The organism is Aliiglaciecola sp. M165 (assembly GCF_007197995.1).
Taxonomy (GTDB): Bacteria; Pseudomonadota; Gammaproteobacteria; order Enterobacterales; family Alteromonadaceae; genus Aliiglaciecola.
Genome location: NZ_VKKH01000002.1, coordinates 130528 through 153095, shown reverse-complemented (window position 1 = coordinate 153095; position 22568 = coordinate 130528). Strand labels below are relative to the sequence as shown.

The following is a 22568-nucleotide window of genomic DNA, read 5'->3' as shown; positions in this document are numbered from 1 at the left end:
TTGTTTGAGCTATCTTTCCTATTGGTGGTTTACCTGTTGCTCGGGGCGGTCGTTGGTGTTTTAGCAGGAATGTTGGGGATCGGCGGTGGGTTGATCATTGTTCCTGCATTGCTATATGTTTTTACAACATCTCTTGCCATCCCTTTGGAATTGGCTATGCCCATGGCAATTGCCACCTCATTGTCGACCATCATATTGACCGGGTATTCTTCGGCTCGAGCTCATTTCAAATTAGGCCATATTCATTTCGACGTTGTTTTGTATTGCGCACTAGGGATCGCCGTAGGTGCTATAATCGGGCCTCAAATCGCGACTAGCATCGATGTGAATCAATTGAAAACCGTCTTTGCTGTGCTGGTATTGGCTATTGCAGCGCAAATGGTCTTTATCAGGCCAAAAAAATCAGACAATCCGATTTCTATGCCTGTGTTATTTCTCATCGGTATTGTAACGGGCATTGTTTCGTCATTTATGGGAATAGGCGGCGGAGCACTAATGGTCCCGGCTTTGGTTTGGTTTAGGATTGATATTAAACAGGCGATTGGTTGCGCCGCATTTTGCGGATTGATTATCGCATTGTTTGGCACGGCGAGTTTTATTCATGCTGGTTGGCAGCTAGAAAATCTTCCAACGGGTGCATTTGGGTACGTATACTTACCGGCAGCCATTGGAATTGTGATTACTTCTGTATTTACTGCAAGACTAGGCGCTAAAATAAGCCACCGATTAAATACGCAACGTTTAAAACAAATATTTGCTGTCTTTCTATTGATAGTCAGTTTTCGCATGCTGTTAGGATAAAAGCGACTATGTCTAATCATTACTACACATTACCGGAGATTGACCCGGCTATTTTTAATTTGGGCGTGCTTAGCCCCAAATGGTACGGGATGATGTATCTGGTTGGGTTTGTTGCCGCCTGGTGGTTGGCGAACAAACGCCTGTCACGTACCGGCTGGAGCAAAGATCAACTTAGTGACATGTTGTTTTGGGGATTTTTGGGTGTCATTTTAGGTGGCCGTATCGGTTACGTTTTCTTTTACCAGTTTGAGCAGTTTTTAGCTGATCCCATTTATTTGTTCCGAATTAATGAAGGGGGAATGTCATTCCATGGTGGTTTGCTAGGCGTAGTGTTTGCGTTATGGTTGAGCGCTCGTCGTCTTAAGGTTCCATTTTTGGTGGTAGGTGATTTTATCGCGCCACTAGTGCCCATAGGCTTGGGCGCTGGCAGAATCGGTAATTTTATCAACTCAGAACTATGGGGGCGACCCACTGATGTGCCTTGGGCGATTATATTTCCCAATGCCGGACCAGAGCCTCGACATCCTTCGCAGCTGTATGAATTTGCCTTGGAAGGCGTAGTTCTGTTCTTTATTTTATGGATATACTCGAAAAAACCTCGACCGATAGGTGCAATTAGCGGTGCATTTTTGTTAGGTTATGGCAGTTTCCGATTTTTTGTGGAGTTCTTCCGACAATGGGACGGTCATTTAGATCTCTATCTTGGACTCTTCAGTCGTGGACAAATGTTGTCATTGCCGATGATTATTGGCGGTATCGGCTTAATTGTATGGGCAATGCGACACAAGCAAATTCATCAACCAAAACCGACAAATGGTAAAAAGGGTAAAAAAGCCTAAATGCAGCAATACTTAGATTTAATGCGCCATGTACTGGAAAATGGCTGTAAAAAAGAAGACAGAACCGGAACGGGTACCCTAAGCATTTTTGGTTATCAGATGCGCTTTGATTTAGCTAAAGGCTTTCCACTGGTGACCACCAAAAAGTGCCACTTACGCTCAATCATTCACGAATTGCTTTGGTTTATCAAAGGCGAGACGAATATCGCTTACTTAAAAGACAATGGTGTGAGTATTTGGGACGAATGGGCGACCGATGACGGTGAACTTGGACCGGTTTATGGCAAACAATGGCGCAGCTGGGAAGGGGCCAATGGTGAAGTGGTCGATCAGTTGAGTGATTTGCTTGAGCAAATCAAACATAATCCCGATTCCCGCAGACTGCTATTGAGCGCCTGGAACCCTACTGTCTTGCCAGATACTTCTGTCTCACCTAAAGAAAACGCCCAAAATGGCCGACAAGCGTTACCTCCCTGCCACACCATGTTTCAGTTTTATGTCATCGACAATAAATTATCCTGTCAGCTTTATCAGCGCAGCGGCGACATTTTCCTTGGTGTTCCATTTAATATTGCCAGTTATGCCTTATTAACTATGATGATTGCTCAAGTCTGTGATCTAGAGCTAGGCGATTTTGTGCATACTTTTGGTGATGCGCATTTGTATACAAATCATTTGGAACAGACTAAATTGCAGTTAAGCAGAAAGCCTTTCCCCTTGCCTCAGATGAAGTTAAACCCAGAGATTAAAAACCTATTTGATTTTAACATTGACGACTTTGAACTTGTCAATTATCAGGCTCATCCGCATATAAAGGCGCCTGTAGCGATTTAGTGACTGATAAACGAGATTAGAACATGCCAACAAAAGTGCTCATTTGTGACGATTCGGGATTTGCCAGAAAACAAATGGCAAGATCGATTCCCGATGGTTGGGATGTGGAAATCAGTTTCGCTGAAAATGGGCAGCTTGCAATTGAGCAAATAAAGCGAGGCAAAGCCGATGTCATGTTTCTCGACTTGAACATGCCGGTTATGGACGGCTATCAAACGATGGAGGTGATCAAAAACGAAGATCTACCGACATTGGTGATTGTCGTATCGGGCGACGTGCAACCAGAAGCGCGTACCCGAATGTTAAAACTCGGTGCTATTGATTTCATTCGAAAACCTGTCGACAACGATAAACTCAGCACTATTTTAAGCCAGTTCGGTCTGTATAGCGGCGACAAAGCGGCAACTCAACGATCTGCCGCCGTGCAACAAGAGCAAAAGAGCACAAAAGCCGATCCTCTCAGTGAAAAGCTAGATGCCTATCGAGAAATGGCAAATGTTGCCATGGGGCAAGCTGGGGAAAAATTGGCGCAGATGCTTAATCAATTCATTGATTTACCCATACCTAATGTGAACCTTATTGAAACCACCGAATTGCATATGGCTATTGCAGAAATCAGTCATAATGAAAGCGTTTCAGCGATTTCTCAGGGGTTTATCAGTGCCGGGATCAGTGGTGAAGCACTATTGATTTTTAATGACTCCAACTTCGCCAATATGGTTAAGCTGCTCAATTATAAACAAACAAAACTTAGTGCTCAGCTTGAACTTGAAGCGCTGATGGACGTCACTAACATCATGGTTAGTGCATGTTTAACGGCACTGTCTGATCAGCTAAATGTGAAGTTTACCCATAATCATCCTATCGTATTGGGACAACATTGTGGGTTGGACGAGTTACTTAATGACAATTTGTCACGTTGGAATCGTGTATTAGCGATTGAAATAGGTTATGCCATAAAGAGTGAATCTATTGCCTTTGATTTATTGCTATTGTTTCCCGACAAATCTATCGATTTGATGTTTGAAAAATTGACTAAGGTGGATGGATAAATCATGAGCGATGAATTTACTGACATAAATTCAATGCACTGGCAGTTTGATTTGCTAGGTTCCATTGAAATTGGTTTGGCGGTGCTGGATAAGAATTTCAATGTATTGGTTTGGAACCAATTCATGGAAAACAACAGTGGTATATTACCAAGCAAAATTAAGAACAAAAATATTTTCGAGTATTTTCCAGAAATCGACAAAGAATGGTTTTTAGTTAAAACTGAACCGGTTTTTAATTTAAAAAGCCCAGCATTTATTATCTGGGAGCAACGTCCTTTCTTGTTCAAATTCGATACAAGTCGACCAATCACCTCAGCTTCGGACTTTATGTATCAAAACGTCACCTTGTTTCCATTGGCTTCACTTAAAGGCGACGTCGAGCAAATTTGTATCGTGGTCTACGATGTGACTGATGAAGCCTTAAATAAAAAAGGTATACAGTCGCTTAATAAACAGCTCCAGCAAATAAGTCGTGTCGATGGATTAACCGGCGTATTTAACCGTAGGTATTGGGAAGAAACCTTTGCGCTGGAACACAAGCGTATTATAAGAAATGGCCAACCTGGAGCGGTCATCATGTTGGACATCGACCACTTTAAAAAGGTCAATGATACCTACGGCCATCCCGCAGGCGATTACATCATCAAGACCCTCGCAGAAATTGTCAAAAAATCGGTTCGAGAGACAGACGTTTGTGGCCGCTATGGTGGTGAAGAGTTTGCGATTTTATTACCCGAGACCACAGCAGAAAATGCCATGGTGGTTGCTGAACGTATTAGAACTGTTTGTGAAAAGATGGTGCCAGTTTATGAAGGCACCGAGATTAGGTTCACTGTCAGTCTTGGCATTGCCGACTTCGACAAAAAATACAAAGATCACATGGTGTGGCTAGAAAAAGCCGACCAGGCGCTTTACAAATCCAAAGAAGGTGGCCGAAACCGCGTTACTTGTTATTGATTCAAAATGACTATTCCAGCGTGTTTGACGCCCTTGCCTCCAATCTGTGAATATGCTCTCGAATCGACCATAAAAACACTAAGCTAGGCAATACCATCACCGCGGTCAGTATAAAGAATACAGACCAATTTCCATCCATCCAATCTACGAGAAAGCCACTACCAGATGCCATTGCTGTGCGGCCTAATACGCCCAAAGAAGCCATTAATGCGTACTGAGATGCAGAAAATGCTTGGTTGCACAACAAAGAGATAAATGCGACCAAGGCAACAGAACTCCAGGCTGCGGTAAACCCGTCAACAAAAATTGTTGCGGCAAAAAGCGTTTTATCTGGACCTACTTCTGCCATCAAAGCAAACATCAAATTGCTGGCGGCCATAGCGATGCCGCCTGTCATTAATCCGCGATAAATGCCATATCGAATATTTACCATGCCACCGATCACAGCAAAAACAATCGTTACCCACCAATTCAACAATTTTGAATAGCTACCAATATCACTATTGGTGAATCCGAGCTCTTTGTAGAAAACAATACTCATTCTGCCTAAAAACGCTTCGCCAATCTTAAATAGAAAAATAAACAGGAGAATAGACAAAGCCAATTTGAAGGTATTGCGACTAAAGAAGTCTCTGAATGGTTCAACAACAGTAACCAAAAGCCAATTCAGTATTTTTTGAATAAATGTCATTGGCTGATCACCCGACAGCATACTGGCATATCTTGCACTGGCAGCCGCTTGCATTTCAGCTCGATTGGTGACGGGTTCCTTGCTCAGCACCACCACAATCATCAAGACTGCCATTATGCCTGCCAATACAAAATAAATTTCAGACCATTGCCAACCTGGTATGTCAGCGATAAAAAACGGAATAGCGCCTAAACCACCAAAACCAGTCCACCACCCAGCGGTAGCCATCGCCGAAGCCGCAGCTAGCTTTTCTTTTTCATGAGGTTTGATGATATCGATTCGGTAGGCATCAATGGCAATGTCTTGTGTGGCTGAGAATATTGCGATAGACAATCCAATCAGACCCGCTAAAAATAATTGCTGTTGCACCGGAACAATAGCCATTCCAATACAGGACAATATGATCATTGCCTGTGCCATAACTATCCAGCCGCGACGCTGACCCAAAAATGGGGGACGAACTCTGTCTAGTAGCGGTGACCACAAAAAATTAATTGAGTAGGCCACGTAAATTGAACCCAGCAGTCCAATTGAAGTTCGGCTGACACCGGATTCCTGTAACCAGGCAGACAAACCTGAGCTGATCATCACCCAAGGAAAACCGCTTGCAATGCCAAATAAAAAAACGAATAGCAAACGTTTATCTTTGTAGGTTAGTAAGGTTGATTTAAAGGTTTGCTTCACCAGAACTCAATACAACAACTAAAAAAAACCATTGGATCATGTATAGCAAAAGGGTGCAACGACTAATTGTATGAAGGGCAAATATTTTGAGTTTAAGGACGAATTCCGATGCAATCGAGAGGATATTGTCCTGCCCCTTCAAGATAATTCAGACAGGTTTCCAATTCAGAACGAAGATAAGGATCTTGCATGAGTTTTTGTTCAGGCCAAAAATGCAATTGATGCAACATATGCCAAAACACTCGTTCTTTTTGAGAGTAGGGTTCGTCTTCGCGCTTTTTAATCTGCGACCACTCTTCAAGCGTATCCCAAAAGTACAGATCCACTTCTAAATACGGGATTTTATACGACCAAAAGCCTCTAACGAAATACGCCAGTTGTTTGGCTTTTAAATCAATAAAATTCGGAATATCCACTATCAAATCTAGGCTGCATATTACTTAAACGTAATCAAAGTATAGACGCCAATTGCGTCCTTGCAGCGTTGGCAGAAGACAAAATTAATAATCGTTTGAAAACTGAGGAAATTAAAGTCTTGCTACCAGCCCATATGGGTTAGCCAGCCATAGATCTCTTTACCAAGTCGAGCAAATTGTTGTTGATCGAGTTGTTGGCCAATTAATTCTCGTTGTCGGTAAATCATTTTTAGTGCCTTGACCGATTGGATGTGTCGCTGAGCAACGGTGTCTTGCGCCCATTTATTATCCCATGGAGTGTAGATATCTAGATAAGGCATTTCAGTTTGTGACACCCACATTGGAAGTTGATTGTTGTACTCTCGTGCGGGCCAATGAGGGCTCAGCGCCACCATGCCATCTGGCGAACCGAGTAAGTTCTCAGCATAAATTTTAGTTAACCAAGCGGCAGAGGTTCCTTGTGCAATCACTAAAAAGAATCCCGGATATTGACTGGTTCTGCTGGTTATCGCTTGCATGCGTAATATTAAATCCTGCTGATGTGTGTCAAATGCATCTTGCGCGATCCTCGAAAGACCTGTTCGGGCATGCATCTCTTGATTGTCTGTTTCTGAGGTCGCTAGGTCCTGAGAAGCATTAGACTCGGCAGGAGAATCAGTCAGAGGTTCCGATTCCACAGTAAAACCCGTAACCGGTGCGGGCATGATCATAGTGACCCAACCCACACTATTGAGTGACGTGCTAAGTTGCAACAGCCCATGATGGCTAAAGGGATTATGGCCAGCTTCACTTATCAATACGGCTACACCACGAGTGATGGGGGTGTTGGATTCTTGTATAACGATGGGAATTTCTTGTTCACCTGCTAATAACACATCAAAACTATCATTGAACTCTCGCTGACGGATATCACTGAGTTGGGTGTCAGGATCCTGCATTGCCAATGCTACGTCACAATAGAACACGTGGACGCATAACAGAATTGGCAAGGAAATGGCGATTAGTTTATTCACAACTAAGGTTATCGGTTTAATTGCCCGTACTCTTGAATGAAAATGGTGCCGGACATTCAAATGCTAGCGGCTTTTGTGTTGTGGGGTGCAGAAAATGTAAAGATTGCGCGTGCAATTGCAATCGATCCGCGGCGTTAAGAGCTTTATTGTGTGCGTACAAGCGATCACCTAAAATTGGATGTCCAAGGCTGAGCATATGCACTCTGAGCTGGTGAGAGCGCCCTGTAACAGGCTTTAATTCAACCAAGCTTTCATCCTCGTCGGCACCAAGACAGCGGTAATGTGTTAGAGCATGTTTTCCCCGTTGATGATCAACCATTTGTTTAGGCCGATTAGGCCAATCACAAATAAGTGGTAGATCGACAACACCAGAGTTTGTTTTCATTCTTCCATAGACTCTGGCAAGGTAAGTTTTGCTGGTTTGCCGCAATTCAAAAGCTTTGGATATCGCTCGGTGGCTATCAATATTGAGGGCCATCACCATTATTCCCGATGTGGCCATATCCAGTCGATGCACGATGGTTGCGGTGGGAAAAACCCGTTGCACACGCAGTTGCAAGCTGTCTTTATGTTCCAATGCTTTGCCCGGTACACTCAACAAACCACTGGGTTTATTCAAAACTAACATGTCTTCATCCTGGTAGAGGATATCAAAGCTTGGGTTTAATGCTGGAGCGTAGTTCAATATGGCCAATGTGTTTCCCTACTTAATGATTGTTCACAATGAGTCTTACCGCTTCAAGATGAACATCCGCATTGCCAATGGCCTCATCTAAAGCAGCAATTTGATTGCGTAAAAAATCTAGTTCATCTTGGCGTATAGAAGGGTTTACCTGCTTTAAGCTTGCTAAACGATGCAGTTCACCAGTCAACAATTGAGTCATTTTTTCAGAGCAGTCCAAGCGCAGTTGGTGTGCGGCACTTACTGCTAAGGTGGTGGCTGAATCCAGGGCTTTTTCGATATGTGATTGCAGCGCACTGACAAGTTGATTAGACATCTTGCTGTTGACGCTTTCCAATTGATAAAAGGCTTTATCCGCCTGCTGCCCTTTAGCATCAATGATGACTTTGATTGGGGTTGCCGGAAGGAAACGTTCGACCTGGAGATGCTTTTCAGCCATCGTAGATAAGACAAATAGACATTCCAACCAATAGAATCCGGCAGGCAGGCTTTTATCTCGATGCATGCCTATTGCGCTTTTTCCCTGGACATCGGTAATGATTGTATCCATGGCATGTTGCACCATTGGATGATCCCAGCTAAAGAAATGCACATGTTCCATGGCCGTAGCCGTTGGCCTTTCGTAGGTGATGGTCATGCCGTCTTCTTCAAGACCAGGCAATTGGGTATGCATGGATTCGGTTTGGCGCAGCAAATAACAATTATCATCTTTTTCTTCTTGCAACACGCCAATGGTATCAAACAGTTGTGTCATGAATCGTTCAAGCACCGGAGAATCTTCTGCATCTTGGATAGCAGTCAACAATGGTTCGATTTGACCTTTGCCTGAAGAGTTAATTTCAAGTAATTTGTCGCGCCCTTGTTCTAACCGGCTTTTTAAGGTTTGATAAATCGTATGCGTCGTGTCAATTAAGCTGCGCTTTGCTGGCTCATCGTGCGGGTTTTGCAATGCGTTAAGTAAACTTTCTTCTACTTCTTCATAAACGCTGGTACCGGCAGGACAGGTCAGTTCAAATGCATTCAGGCCGTCATGATACCAATCGAGCATGGTGTGCCGTGCTGAATGAATGAAAAAAGGCACATGGATCTTCACGTCGTGTTTCTGACCTATTCGGTCCAGACGACCAATTCGCTGTTCCAATAAATCGGGTACACAGGGCAGATCGAACAACACTAGGTGATGAGCAAACTGAAAATTTCGTCCTTCACTGCCAATTTCACTGCAAATCAACACTTGTGCGCCGTCTTCAGACTGCGCAAAATAATTGGCGATACGATCTCGCTCGACAATACTCAAGCCCTCGTGAAACACGCCTGCACGGATACCGCTTTTTCGCCGAATGGCCTCTGCCAACATTAATGCAGTTGAAGCCTTTGCGCATATGGTCAGAACCTTTTCGCCTTTAAGCGCTTGCAAGTGGGATATAAACCAGTCGACTCTTGGGTCAAAGTTGAACCAGTCATCAACACACTCGGGTATCCGATCAGGACTAAGCAGTTTAGACGGGTCAAGCTCCTTTTTTAGCGCTTGCTCATATTGTGAGGGCATCGCCAGTGGATAAGACAACAGTTCTCGGGATGGGAAACCACTGACACCTGAACGACTGTTTCTAAACAATAACCTGCCCGTACCATGTCGATCTAACAATTCTTTTAACAGCCTGTTCCGCTGTTCTGGTTTTTTAAAATCAACATGTTTAACGGTTTCTTCACCAGCGAAATTCGCTATGGCACTGAGTGCCACGTCATCTAGTTCACTATTTTTATTCTCCGATAATAATGGTGCAATAGCTTTAGCTAGCTCACTATAAGCCTGCTCTTCTTCAACAAAACTGTGGTAATCATGAAAACGCGCCGGATCAAGCAACCTCAAACGGGCAAAGTGACTTTCATGACCTAATTGTTCAGGCGTCGCAGTGAGCAACAATACGCCTTTGGTCACTTCAGCCAATTGCTCCACTACCTCATACTCTTGAGAGGGTTGTCCAGGAGACCAGGTCAGATGATGAGCCTCATCGACAACCAGCAAATCCCAGGGAGCTTCGCACGCAAGCTGAAAATAGCGGCTGTTATGGGTGAGAAAATCCAGGCTGCAAAGCACTAATTGTTCGGCTTCAAACGGATTGCTGGCCTCTTCTGCCATAGCTTGACAGCGTTCTTCATCAAAAATTGAGAAAGCTAAATTTACGCGACGCAACATCTCAACCAACCATTGGTGAACTAAGCTGTTTGGTACAACAACCAAGACACGTTGAGCGCGGTTTGTCAGGAGTTGTTGATGAATGATTAACGCCGCTTCGATGGTTTTCCCCAGCCCCACTTCGTCTGCAAGTAACACCCGTGGAGCATGGCGTCTGCCCACCTCTGAGGCTATATGCAACTGATGCGGAATGATGTCGACTCGGGCGCCCACAAAGCCTAATAAATCAGAGGTTGCATGCTGATATTGGTGATTGATGCACTTTTCACGTATTTCAAACCATTTGGGCTCATCAACTTGGCCAGCAAGTAGCCTTTGCTGAGGTTGATTGAGTTGAAAGTGGTGATCAACAAAGGTTTCTTTTAACTCGACAGATTCACCATTATCTTCGCGCTTGCCGTGATAAGTTAGCATTCCTTGATGATGACTTGTGCGCTCAACCAGCATTTTCCACCCAGCATGGCAGCTAACGGTTTCACCTACGTCAAAGGTGACTCGGGTAAGCGGTGCGCTAGCTGGAGCGTAAGTTCGGGTTTCGCCGATCGCGGGAAAAAGAATTTCAACTGTCCTTTGATTAACAGTAATGATCGTACCTAAACCTAGTTCTGATTCTGTGTTGCTTAACCAACGTTGCCCAACGGCAAAGTCGTGAGGTTGTGACATAAAATGGTCCAAGAAGCGCGCTTTTTGTCAATGGAAAGTGATGTCCAAATCTGACAGTCGCGATGAATAAGTAATCCTTAATTATAAACTGATTCTCAAGGATATGCAGTTAACAGACTGTAAAAAAAGACGTTATTAAAAGGCTGAGAAAAGTAGGTGAAACTGCCATTAAAGTGGTTTAAGGTAGTCTTGAGCTCCAGTCAAAATTGACTGATTTCTATGGGTAGTCACAACGGAGTAACGGATGCCGAAAAAAAAAGCAGAGCCAACCAAACTTTATGTTTTAGATACCAATATCCTGCTTCACGAACCTCTAGCCTTTTTATCTTTCAAAGAACATGATGTCGTGGTCCCCATGACGGTTCTAGAAGAACTTGATTACATTAAAGACAGCAAAAAAGATGTCGCCCGCGATGCGCGAGTATCGATACGCGCAATGGAAGATTTATTGCACGAAGCAACACCAGAAGAAATGATTGAAGGTGTTACTATGAACGGAATGGGCTCGGGTTTTGCCGCGCCTTCAGGTGCATTGTCAATATTTGCCGACCATGGACTAAGCATTGACCAACAAGTGTTTACTAGCAATGAAAATGACAATCGTATTATTAATGCAGCGTTGCACTTGCAAAAAATCAAACATCCACGACAAGTTGTTTTAGTTACCAAAGATATCAACATGCGGCTTAAAGCCAAAGGTGCTGGTCTGGCCCATGTAGAAGATTATCGCACTGACCAATTGATTAGCGACATCAAATACTTATCCAAGGGATACCACACCTTTGACGGAGAGTTTTGGCAAAACGTAAAGACAGTTGATAGTCGTAGCGAAGGGCGAGACACCATTCACACTATTGATAAAAAAGTGCTTCCTGAGGCGTATATTAATGAGTTTTTGATTGATGAAGAGGGTAGCTTCGCAGGTTTAGTTGAATCGATGACCAATGACACCATTGAAGTGCTGGATTTAGGCTATGACAGACTGATGGGACGCAGTGCTTGGGGAATTACGCCAAAAAACATTGGTCAGGGCATGGCGTTGCATTCTCTGCTCGACCCGCATATTGATTTAGTTATTCTCACCGGCCCTGCAGGCAGCGGTAAAACGCTTTTAGCGCTTGCTGCAGCATTGGAGATGGTGGTCGAGAAAAACATGTACGATAAAATCATTGTCACCCGCAGTACCCCAGAAATTGCCGAATCCATAGGTTTCTTGCCAGGAACCGAAGAAGAAAAGATGGCCCCATGGTTAGCAGCGATCACTGACTCACTAGAAGTGCTGCATAAAAATGACGAGAATGTAAAAGGCTCGATGAATTACATTATGGAAAAAGCTAACATTCAGTTTAAATCAGTAAACTTTATGCGTGGCCGAAGCATTCAAAACGCCATCGTTATTCTTGATGAATCACAAAATTTAACGGCCTCTCAACTCAAAACCATCATCACCCGCTGTGGTGAAGGTACTAAATTGATTTGCGGGGGTAACTTGGCACAAATCGACAGCAACTATCTAAGTGCCGTAACGTCAGGGCTAACTTATTTGGTTGAGAAATTCAAAAACTTCTCTGGTAGCGCAACCTTAAATTTAGATGGCGTGGTGCGAAGCCGACTCGCGGAGTTTGCTGAAAAAGAGTTGTGAGGCGAGCTAAGACTGCTAACTGCACATAATTAAGGTTCTATTGCATAAGCATTAGAACCTTGGCGTGGAATAGGGCAGTTGCATCCGATGGTTTACTGAAGATGACGTTTGTTGTCCCGGTGAGTTCAATCTATTGATGCGGCGTGTCAGAAATCAGGTCGAAATTGTCTTCCCTAGTTAGAAAAGCATTTCTTTGTTAAACACACTAAAAGACTTATTCTGAGCGTAGGGTCAGTATGGAAACAATGAATTAAATGAAATTGTATTTTAACTACGAAGACGCATGCCAAATCGCGGTTGGTGCGTTTGCCATGGCAATGCCTATTGCTTTTACTCAAGAAGCATGGAGAATGGCCGAATCCATACCATTGATTAATTTGACGTTCTTATTTTTCCTGTCGTTGGCATTTTTAACGTTATATACCTATTACAGTTTGTTTCAAGGTGACGTTGAACGCAGGCTTGCTAGTTATATTGTTCGAATCATTATGGCTTATTGTATTACGTTGGTAGTTGTTGCCTGCGTATTGTTTGCTATTGATAAGCTGCCAATTTTGGCAGAACCTTTACTAAGTTTAAAACGACTTGTCATCGTTGCTATGCCTGCTTCTTTAGGGGCAATAATCGTCGATGGATTGGATAAAGAATAATTAGAATAGACACGTTTCAAAGGCCGAAGAATGGAAAATTATTCTGAAATGAATGAACTACGTTAGATTACATCCGCAAATAACCCTTCACGCAATAGAGCAAGTATGAACAATCGAGTCTCAAGCATCGTTATTTTTATTTTAGTCACTGCTGTTGGTGGAATGATTTATTTCACCTATACAACGCCAGAGACGTCAGTAGTGACTGAACAATCTGCATCTAGCAACCAAGGTGAACTTGATTATCAATCATCCATTAAGCCCATCATCGAAACACGATGTGTCGTTTGTCACGCCTGTTACGACGCACCTTGCCAATTGAAGTTAGGTTCTTTCGAGGGACTTTCTAGAGGCGCCAGTGAAGAGAGAGTCTATGATGGAGAGAGATTGTTAGAAGCAAATTTAACTCGGTTGTTCGAAGATGCACACTCTACGGAAGCTTGGCGTGAAAAAGGCTTTTTCCCAGTCTTAAATGAGAAGCAAGGTACAGCAAGTGAGAACTTAGAAAGCAGTTTATTTGCGCAAATGCTTACTTTAAAAAAGCAAAATCCACTGCCTCAGAACAAGCTATTAACTGAGGAGTTTGATCTTGACTTAAACCGTCAACATCAATGCGAAACTATCGATAATTTTGAGTCTTACAAACAAGACTATGCACTGTGGGGAATGCCCTATGGTTTACCTGCTATTAGTAACAAAGAGCATGACATACTTATTAAGTGGATAGAAAAAGGCGCTGTTGGTACAGATGAAGTGGCTATCGACGCTGATGTCAAAAACGAAATTGAAAAATGGGAGGTGTTTTTTAATCAAAATAGCTTAAAAGCACAGCTAATGAGCCGGTATCTCTTTGAACATTTGTTTTTGGTTAATCTTCATTTTTCACAAAACAAACCAACACAGTATTTTAGATTGGTGCGCTCGTCGACTCCTCCGGGCGAATCTATACAAGGAATTTTTACCCGCAGACCTTTTGATGATCCCAATGTTGAGAGAGTCTACTATCGAATACAACAGGTAAAAGAAACTATCGTACATAAGTCTCATATGCCAATGGGCTTGTCAGATGACAGAATGGCACGTTGGAAGAAACTATTTATTGAAGCTGATTATCAAGTGACCTCACTGCCTTCTTTTGAGCCCAAGGAAGCATCCAATCCATTTGTCACCTTTGCTCAAATACCTGTTCAATCCCGATACAAATATATGCTCGATGAATCACAAAATACCATTATGCAGTTTATTAAGGGACCAGTTTGTAGAGGTCAAATGGCGCTCAATGTGATCAACGACCATTTTTGGGTATTGTTTGCTGAGCCAGAGTTGGATTTTTTAGAAAACGATGAAGGGTTTATGCAAAGAGCTCGTCAAAAAATTGCATTGCCTGCTGAAAAACAAAGTAATGCACTGCCAACTTCTTGGCTGACTTATGCATCGATGGAGCGAGAATATCTCAAGGCAAAATCAGAATTTATTGAGCAGAATATCGCCAACAAAATACCCATCACACTGGATCTTTTATGGGACGGAGATGGTAATAATACTAATGCAGCGTTGACCGTTTTTCGCCACAAAGACGCCGCATCTGTCGTCAAAGGGTTAGTGGGAAATTCACCACAAACTGCATGGGTTCTAACTTACCCTCTTTTCGAACGAATACACTATTTGCTGGTGGCGGGATACGATGTATTCGGCAATATCGGTCATCAGCTCAATAGCAGAATGTACATGGATTTTTTGCGCATGGAAGGCGAGTTTAATTTTTTATCTTTTTTACCTGAAGCCACCCGCGAGCAAGTCAGACAAAAATGGTATCGAGGCTCTGTTAGTGAAGTGGAGAAATATGTGTACGAAGCGAACGAAGCGACAGTCAAAACGGCTATCGAATTCGACACTGACGATCACCTCTCAGAGCTTTTCCAAGCAATGGAAGGTTATCTTGGTAGTGCGTTGAGCCAAGTCCACAACCTAGAAAATGGCTCCTCCTCCAAAGAAGTTCTTTCTTCTTTTCACCAGATCAATGCAATGCAAGGCGCCAATGTAAGTTTTTTACCTGAATCTGCAATTATTAGAGTCGTTAACGAAGAAAACGGCAAAGCACATTTTTACACCATGCTTCGACACAGCGCACACACCAATATCTCGCATTTGTTTGGCGAGGACGATAGAAGATTACCGGGCGAAGACACTGTGACGGTGGCAAGTGGATTCATGACTTCTCACCCAAATACCTTTATGCAGCTATCAACGCGAGAGGCCCCTGCGTTTGCAAACGCAATCAATAACCTCTCATCTGCGAAAGATTACGAGAACCTTATGGACGATTACGGTGTGCGCCGAACTCACCAAGATTTTTGGCAATTTGCCGATAGCATGCACAACGACTTTAGACAGAAATACCCAAGAGATTTTGGCTATCTCGATTTCAACCGATTGGAAAATCGCTGAAACAATGTCATGTTTGGTAATCTAGATAGTTAGTACTAAATCGCTTACTTTATAATGCTAACCTATGTTTGAGCATCGCTGAATAAGCACAAGATTCAATTAAAATTTATGGAGAGTTGATATGTTAGAGGTTCTATTGGTAGATGATGATGAAGAGTTCACAAACGTCGCCTGCCAAATCATTGAGTTTCTTGGACATCAGGTATCCATAGCCGCCAATCTCAAAGAGGCGACTGAATGGTTGCAGCAACAGAAATTTGACCATGTGTTTCTAGATTTTATGTTGCCAGACGGTAGTGGTTTGCACTTGATTGATTACATCAGCAAAAATGACTTAACTCCATTTGTAACAATGATAACCGGTCATCCGGCCGTTAAGGGCATGTTAGCAGGTCTTTGTGGGCCAAAAATAGACTATATCGTTAAACCATTGCAGCGTGAGGATTTAGAAAACGCTCTTAATCGCAAGCCAAAATCTGCAAGAAAAGTATCAGCGACCTCACCAAAACGCTATTTTGGTTGCTTAGTAGGTGAGTCCGAACAGATGCAAGAGCTATATACAATGATTGAGCGTGTAGCGAAAACCTCAGCTAACGTCATGTTAATGGGGGAGAGTGGTGTAGGTAAAGAAGTCGTTGCACGTGCAATCCATCATGCAACAAATTCAGAAGAACCAATCGTCGCAACGAATTGTGGTGCTTTGTCAAAAGAGTTGATTGGCAGCGAGTTATTTGGCCATGAAAAAGGTGCATTTACTGGTGCTGTTGCACGTAAACAAGGTGTGTTTGAGCAAGCGGGTAACGGTACGCTGTTTTTAGATGAAGTCACTGAAATGCCGCTTGATATGCAACCCAATCTGTTGCGGGTATTAGAAAGTAAACGTGTTGTACCCGTCGGAGGTACTCGAGAGATTGCGGTGAACTGTCGTGTCGTATCAGCGACCAATCGTAGTGTAGAAGAACTTGCAGAGGGTAATGTACTCAGAGAAGATATCTATTTCAGGCTAGCTGTTTTCCCTATTGATATACCAGCATTGCGTGAGCGGAGAAGCGATATACCACTTCTTGCGCAGGCATTTCTGGAAGAACTAAACAACGAAAACGCCAGTGCATTTGTTTTTCAACCGGAGCAGTTAGAAAAGCTGAAACAACACGATTGGCCGGGCAATGTAAGGGAGCTCAGGCACGCTATTCATCGAGCTGTAATCATGAGTGACCCGACACAAACGACGATTGAATTACCAAAAACATTTTTGTCGCCTTTTTCTTCAGTTTCTAAAAAAACGAATAGTTTAACAGCGGGTCAAACCATTGATGATGTCGAGCGGGAACTTATCCAAATTACGCTTGCGAAAGTTGATGGTAACAAAACACTAGCAGCAGAGATGTTAGGGATCAGTACCAAGACTTTGTATAACCGTTTGCATGCTTACGGTGAAGTATTTGATTCTTAGTAACGGCTTCCGTTTAACAATATATCTTGATGAGGACACTTATGGGCAATGACATTTCTCAACCACAGCAGAGTTTGGCTGATTTAAATAAGTTGATTCATGATGCCCGTGGGCCGCTCAATAGGATATCAATGCAAGCAGAAATGGTTAAACTTGCACTTGAAGCTGATATGCCAAAAGAAAAAGCAATTGAGGCTGTGAACAAGATCATAGCAGCTTGCCAGGATTGCAGCAGAGATCTCCAACACATTTCTGATTTTGTAAAAAGCCAGAAGTAGAAGATCGCGTTAAAACGCAGAATGGTTCACACAATGTGTTAGCTCAAGTTGAAATTCCCAAGTGATGAATAAGAGCCTATGAAAATTAAAAAGCTATTTGGAGATGCCATATTTAGCTGGAATCTGATTGCCAGCATTGCGGGTGTGGTAATTATAGGCAATGGATTTCTGGCCATCAAAACCATCAGTGATTTGTCTGCGGTTCAAAAAGGACTCTACAATACAGGCGAGGTCATAGTCGCTTTAGATAATCTGCATCTTGTCGTGTTATCAGCGGAGTCTGGACAGCGTGGCTATTTACTTACGGAGATTGAAGAGTATCTGACTCCTTATGAAAGAGCACTGCAAAGAGTGACTGAGCAACGCGATAGATTGCAAAACTTGCAGTCTGATTTACCGGAGCAAGCGATCAGGATCAATGAATTGCTGCTGTTAGTTGACCAAAAGTTGAGTGAGCTAAAGCAAACGGTTGGGCTTGCTCAGGCTGATAAAGAGAAGCAAGCGTTAAGATTAGTCATGTCAGGAACCGGGCGGGATCTGTACAAAGAAATTCAAACCGAATTTGCAACGATAAAATCCGCGGAAGTTCAGCATCGGCAGGCACTATATGATGCTCTTTCAGAGGCAGAAAATGAAGCTAAAGTGACCTTCGCCATCTCCGGTGTGACGAGTATTTTGTTGCTTATAGGCTTATTTACAGTGGCTCGTTTGAATACTCGAAATGAGTTGAGTTACCGACTTGAGCTTGAAAAACAGAACAATGAGCTTGCCGACAAAGTTACCTTACGGACCAAAGAATTAACTCTTTATTCTGACGAATTGGCTCGAAGTAATAGGGAGCTGGAAGACTTCGCATTTGTAGCATCCCATGACTTGCAAGAGCCCTTACGTAAAATTCGCGCGTTCGGCGATAGATTGGAAACGAGCTACTCAAAATCACTTGATGATACGGGTGCCGATTATGTGAAACGAATGCGCAATGCTGCTGAACGTATGTCTAATCTTATCAACGATTTATTGGAGTTCTCTCGGATTACGACTCGGGGAAAAGAATTTCTTGAGGTCTCTCTTGATAAACTGCTGGCTGAGATTATTGATGATCTTGAAATTAGCATACAGGAGAGCGAGGCAAAGCTAGAGATCAGCGCACTACCTAAAATCAAGGCTGATGAGAGTCAAATGCACCAATTGTTTCTGAATCTTATTTCCAATGCGATTAAATTCAGAAAAACAGATGTATTACCAATTATAAAATTAGCTTACTTGGAACAAGTAATCGAAAATGAAAAATGGCATGTCATTAGCGTCGAAGACAACGGCATAGGGTTTGAACAAGAATTTGCAGACAAAATATTTATTCCTTTTCAACGCCTCCACAGCAGGACTGAATACAAGGGGACCGGGATTGGCTTGGCAGTTTGCAGACGAATAGTGGAAAGACATGGTGGACGTATATCTGCGGTAAGTAATCCGGGCAACGGCACAGTTTTTAAGATTGAACTGCCTTTTGAAAATATTCTTTTACATGGTAATGGAGCGAATACAAATGACTCGAAATAGCGCAAGACCTTTCACTATTCTTATGGCAGATGATGATGAGGATGACCGATTACTTACCGAAGATGCATTGAAAGAAAGTCGGGTCAGAAACACGTTGAATTGTGTAGAGGATGGTGTTGAATTACTCGAGTATCTTCGCAGAGAGGGCAAGTATCAAGATAAAAGTCTATCTCCGAGGCCGGGTTTAATATTACTCGATTTGAATATGCCGAGAAAAGATGGAAGAGAAGCCCTTGAGGAAATAAAAGCAGACCCAGAACTACGTAATATTCCTGTTGTGATACTCACAACCTCGGTACAAGAAGAGGATATGCTCAAAGGTTATAATCTTGGCGCTGCTTCATACATTGCCAAGCCCGTAAATTTTGAAGGATTGGTGGAATTAATGAAAACATTAGGGAAATACTGGGTGGAGTTTGTTGAATTGCCTTTTGAGTCTTAACGACAAAGACACTTTTTGGGAATAATATGTCTGAAAAAATCGCCAGAGTATTGCTTGTTGAAGATGACGAAGACGATTACATCCTTACTAGCGATTATCTTCATCAACTTACTTCATACAAGTTTAAAGTGGATTGGGTGACAACCCCCACCGAAGCACTTGAACACTTGAAGCACAATGTGCATGACATATGCCTGCTCGATTATCAATTAGGCGCGTACAATGGCCTGACCGTATTGGAAAAAGCTTCTGAACAAGGAAGTCTTATCCCAATCATTATGTTGACTGGACAATCCGATGAGCAACTTGACCAACTAGCCCTTTCAGCTGGCGCGGTTGATTACATAGTAAAATCTGACATTAGTACTTCAAGATTTGACCGAGCGATACGCTACGCGCTGGCGAGAAAAGAGATAGAGAATGAACGATTTGAAAGAGTTAAAGCCGAAACCAGGAACCGATCTAAAGATCGATTCCTTGCCCATCTGAGTCACGAACTGCGCACCCCTCTCACTTCAATCTTGGGCTACACAGAAGTTCTTCTAAGTAGTGAAAAAGGGGCTCTGGCAAAGACTGAGCTGAACGTTATCCTAAATAATGGTCAACACTTGCTGGGGCTGCTTAATAATGTACTAGATTTGTCAAAAATCGCTGTCGGGAAACTTGATTTTAATATTACCAAAGTCAAATTGAATAGTTTAGTGGCAGAGATTTTTAGCCTAATGCATGTGCATGCAGACAACAAAGGACTGCAGCTCAAAGTCGAAAGTACAGAGGCTCTCCCCGAGTGGGTATTTGTTGACGCAACCAAATTGCGCCAGATACTAATAAACCTTGTCTACAATGCCGTAAAATTTACCGACAAAGGCATAATTTCAATTAATGTGAGTACCGATTTCGTCAACGGCAAAGAGATGCTGAGTTTCGATGTGACTGACACAGGGCAGGGGATCCCAGCAGATATGCTGGATAACATATTTAAACCTTTTGAGCAGGTTGAAGACATTGTATCCCGAAAAGAAGAAGGGGCTGGCTTGGGGCTAGCTATCTGTTCGGAACTGGTTAAACGAATGGGCGGCGACGTTTGCGTTGAATCAAAACTTAACAGCGGAAGCCGCTTTTCATTTTACGTTGATCCCGGCGATCTGAAAAAACAACAACGAAGTATGTTGGATCTAAATCAGCAATTGGATAGCAAAGACTCGAATGGCCTCGCATCGTTAACTGGACGGGCGTTAGTTGTTGATGATATCGAAGACATTAGAACACTTATTGGGCACTTTTGTCTTAGTTTTGGTCTGCAAGTGGAGTATGCAGAAAATGGTTTGGAGGCTATAGAGCGACAAAAACTTGCGCACATGGAAAACCAGCCTTTCGACGTTATTTTGATGGACATCCACATGCCAAAACTTGACGGTAGAAAAGCGATTGTCGAATTGCGTAATCTGGGTTTTAGCAACCCAATCTTCGCTATTACCGCTGCTACAATGAAGGGCGTGAAGGAAGAACTCAAGAATATTGGCTTTAGCGATGTGATTGATAAGCCAATTGATAGAAACATCCTGTATGCGAAATTAGCCACACAGCTTAATACCCCAGCCAAGATAAACAGCAAGGCAGAGTCTCCCAATCAATTAAGACGGATTTTGCTTGTCGAGGATGATAACGATGCTGCTGAAGTGACCAAGCTACTTATGGAATCTTTAGGGGTAGAGGTGAAGATCGCGGCTTCAGCTCAACAGTGTATTGAAATACTAAAAGAAGATTCTCATTGGCATAAAATTTTACTGGATTTTCATCTCCCCGATCAAAATGGATTATTGTTGTCTCGGGATATCAAAGAAGAATTCCCTGACATGGAAATTATTCTGATCAGTGGCGCTGAAATGGATCAGACTGCACTAGACAAATCAGGGATTAGCAGGTCGATTATGAAACCTGTCAATTTGGCGATATTAAAATCGTTGGTTTAGAAAACCTAAATTATCGATCGCTGGATTGTGATTTTCTTAACGACTGAGTTTTGGTCGAGTGTCAAGTTTCTATGTTAAAACCTCAGAAAACGAATTCTCGAAACTCAAATAACTTATGCCCTCATTGTGCTGTTTTCATGCATTTCAAATTTAACTACGTGACCACAAGCTATTCGTGGGTGAATTATAATGTCGTTATTACTGTAATTTTTTCATATTTAGGTGAAAAATTTGCGTAGCAAACAGGCATTATTTAGTTAAATTCGTCACAAAATATTTTCACCTTCTTCGGGATCTCTGGCTTCCGCTGCTTGTTTTCGTATTTCATCGTTGTCGCTGGAGACATCTTCACCCTCTTTAAAGTCTCTATTTCCTTTTTTGTGCGTTGCAACATCTGAAACCGCCTCTTTCTTTGGCGGGCGTTCAGATTGGCTTTGGTCAATAATAATCCGCTCTCTAGCATCATCTGGCATAGAAATGTTTTCATCAATGAAGGTATTCACTATTCTTTTCATCAATACAGACGCGACTTTTAATTTGCTATTTTTTTCATTATTAACCCAAAAATATATCTTCAAATTTAGGCTGGATGCACCTAAAGATTCAATCAACACTTGGGGCTCAGGTTCAAAGAGCACTGCATCTAAGTCTCGAACAATATTTAGTGCCAAGGCTTGCGCATGATCGGCATCAGCGTCATAACCTATACCAAGGTTGAAAAAGCCCCTCATGTTTGGGTTTGCGGTTAAATTACGTATAGCGTTTTTGTATATTGTCGCGTTGGGGATCTGAATATGGTCTCCGTTGAAGTCGACTAAAGTTGTTGCTCTGGACGTCATTTTCTTCACTACTCCCAGAAAACCGCTCACCTCAATTATGTCACCCAATTTAAAAGGTCTTTGCATACTTAATAGCAGACTAGACAAGAAGTTTTCAGCAATGTCTTTAAACGCAAAACCTACAATCAGCCCCAGAACACCTGTCCCGCTAATTAGTGCTACAGCAAATTGGGTTAATCCCGCCAGACGTAAAAAAATATAAAATCCGATCAAAATCAATAATAAAGTGACGGTGCGACGCAGAACCAGCTGAATCAAAACGCTCGTAGAGGTTCGCTCCAATGGACGGATAACCAGTCTTGCTATTGGCTTTGCAAGCCAAAAAAGCAGAGCAAATAGCGCTAATCCAACTGCCAGGACGGGTAACTTTGCCATGATAAGTTCCATCAGAGAGGTTAAATCGTCTACGAATTGTGTGTTTGTCATCGCTTTTGGCCTCATGTACTTTATT

19 protein-coding genes are annotated in these 22568 nt (G+C 42.7%); 13 read left to right on the top strand and 6 right to left on the bottom strand.

The annotated features are described in order from the left end of the window. The 5 genes from FM019_RS02905 to FM019_RS02885 are packed head-to-tail and all read left to right on the top strand — an operon-like array spanning position 1 to position 4483. Positions 1-801 carry a sulfite exporter TauE/SafE family protein gene (locus FM019_RS02905; RefSeq protein WP_143834409.1) on the top strand — a complete coding sequence of 267 codons (801 nt, stop codon included), beginning with the start codon at positions 1-3 and terminating at the stop codon, positions 799-801. An 8-nt stretch (positions 802-809) separates the two neighbouring features. Next, positions 810-1640, top strand: coding sequence for a prolipoprotein diacylglyceryl transferase (gene lgt / locus FM019_RS02900; RefSeq protein WP_143834408.1), 831 nt, complete (start codon positions 810-812; stop codon positions 1638-1640). Then, on the top strand, positions 1641-2474 hold the full coding sequence (locus tag FM019_RS02895) for a thymidylate synthase (RefSeq protein WP_143834407.1): 834 nt from the start codon (positions 1641-1643) through the stop codon (positions 2472-2474). It abuts the gene before it with no gap. Between the two features lie 23 nt (positions 2475-2497). After that, a complete protein-coding gene (locus FM019_RS02890; protein ID WP_143834406.1) occupies positions 2498-3526 on the top strand; it encodes a response regulator in 1029 nt (342 codons plus the stop codon). Positions 3527-3529: 3 nt separating this feature from the next. Beyond that, positions 3530-4483, top strand: a complete 954-nt coding sequence (locus FM019_RS02885) for a GGDEF domain-containing protein (RefSeq protein WP_143834405.1) — start codon at positions 3530-3532, stop codon at positions 4481-4483. A 10-nt stretch (positions 4484-4493) separates the two neighbouring features. Here the strand turns inward: FM019_RS02885 and FM019_RS02880 are convergent, their stop codons facing one another. The 5 genes from FM019_RS02880 to rapA form a co-directional block, all read right to left on the bottom strand. After that, positions 4494-5858 (bottom strand): AmpG family muropeptide MFS transporter, encoded by a 1365-nt coding sequence (locus tag FM019_RS02880; RefSeq protein WP_260681508.1) that lies wholly within the window; start codon positions 5856-5858, stop codon positions 4494-4496. Positions 5859-5950: 92 nt separating this feature from the next. Continuing rightward, positions 5951-6274, bottom strand: a complete 324-nt coding sequence (locus tag FM019_RS02875) for a hypothetical protein (protein WP_143834404.1) — start codon at positions 6272-6274, stop codon at positions 5951-5953. Positions 6275-6396: 122 nt separating this feature from the next. Further along, positions 6397-7287 (bottom strand): DUF3530 family protein, encoded by an 891-nt coding sequence (locus tag FM019_RS02870; protein ID WP_143834403.1) that lies wholly within the window; start codon positions 7285-7287, stop codon positions 6397-6399. Between the two features lie 16 nt (positions 7288-7303). Then, positions 7304-7981 (bottom strand): RluA family pseudouridine synthase, encoded by a 678-nt coding sequence (locus FM019_RS02865; protein WP_143834402.1) that lies wholly within the window; start codon positions 7979-7981, stop codon positions 7304-7306. Between the two features lie 13 nt (positions 7982-7994). After that, a complete protein-coding gene (gene rapA / locus FM019_RS02860) occupies positions 7995-10832 on the bottom strand; it encodes an RNA polymerase-associated protein RapA (protein WP_143834401.1) in 2838 nt (945 codons plus the stop codon). Positions 10833-11076: 244 nt separating this feature from the next. On the opposite strand from rapA, the gene FM019_RS02855 reads away from it, so the two are divergent. The 8 genes from FM019_RS02855 (at position 11077) to FM019_RS02820 (ending at position 21278) form a co-directional block, all read left to right on the top strand. Beyond that, a complete protein-coding gene (locus tag FM019_RS02855) occupies positions 11077-12474 on the top strand; it encodes a PhoH family protein (protein WP_143834400.1) in 1398 nt (465 codons plus the stop codon). Positions 12475-12728: 254 nt separating this feature from the next. Beyond that, a complete protein-coding gene (locus tag FM019_RS02850; RefSeq protein ID WP_143834399.1) occupies positions 12729-13124 on the top strand; it encodes a DUF2391 family protein in 396 nt (131 codons plus the stop codon). A 105-nt stretch (positions 13125-13229) separates the two neighbouring features. Beyond that, positions 13230-15572, top strand: a complete 2343-nt coding sequence (locus FM019_RS02845; RefSeq protein ID WP_143834398.1) for a fatty acid cis/trans isomerase — start codon at positions 13230-13232, stop codon at positions 15570-15572. 121 nt (positions 15573-15693) lie between these two features. Continuing rightward, positions 15694-17025 carry a sigma-54-dependent transcriptional regulator gene (locus FM019_RS02840; RefSeq protein WP_143834397.1) on the top strand — a complete coding sequence of 444 codons (1332 nt, stop codon included), beginning with the start codon at positions 15694-15696 and terminating at the stop codon, positions 17023-17025. Positions 17026-17066: 41 nt separating this feature from the next. Beyond that, on the top strand, positions 17067-17303 hold the full coding sequence (locus FM019_RS02835) for a histidine kinase (RefSeq protein WP_143834396.1): 237 nt from the start codon (positions 17067-17069) through the stop codon (positions 17301-17303). Between the two features lie 78 nt (positions 17304-17381). Further along, positions 17382-18863, top strand: a complete 1482-nt coding sequence (locus tag FM019_RS02830) for a sensor histidine kinase (protein ID WP_143834395.1) — start codon at positions 17382-17384, stop codon at positions 18861-18863. Further along, positions 18850-19305, top strand: coding sequence for a response regulator (locus FM019_RS02825; protein ID WP_143834394.1), 456 nt, complete (start codon positions 18850-18852; stop codon positions 19303-19305). Before FM019_RS02830 ends, FM019_RS02825 begins: the two co-directional genes overlap by 14 nt. Positions 19306-19331: 26 nt before the next feature. Next, positions 19332-21278, top strand: coding sequence for a response regulator (locus FM019_RS02820; protein ID WP_143834393.1), 1947 nt, complete (start codon positions 19332-19334; stop codon positions 21276-21278). A 266-nt stretch (positions 21279-21544) separates the two neighbouring features. On the opposite strand, the gene FM019_RS02815 is transcribed toward FM019_RS02820, so the two are convergent. Further along, positions 21545-22543 carry a mechanosensitive ion channel family protein gene (locus tag FM019_RS02815; protein WP_260681507.1) on the bottom strand — a complete coding sequence of 333 codons (999 nt, stop codon included), beginning with the start codon at positions 22541-22543 and terminating at the stop codon, positions 21545-21547. Positions 22544-22568 lie beyond the last annotated feature (25 nt).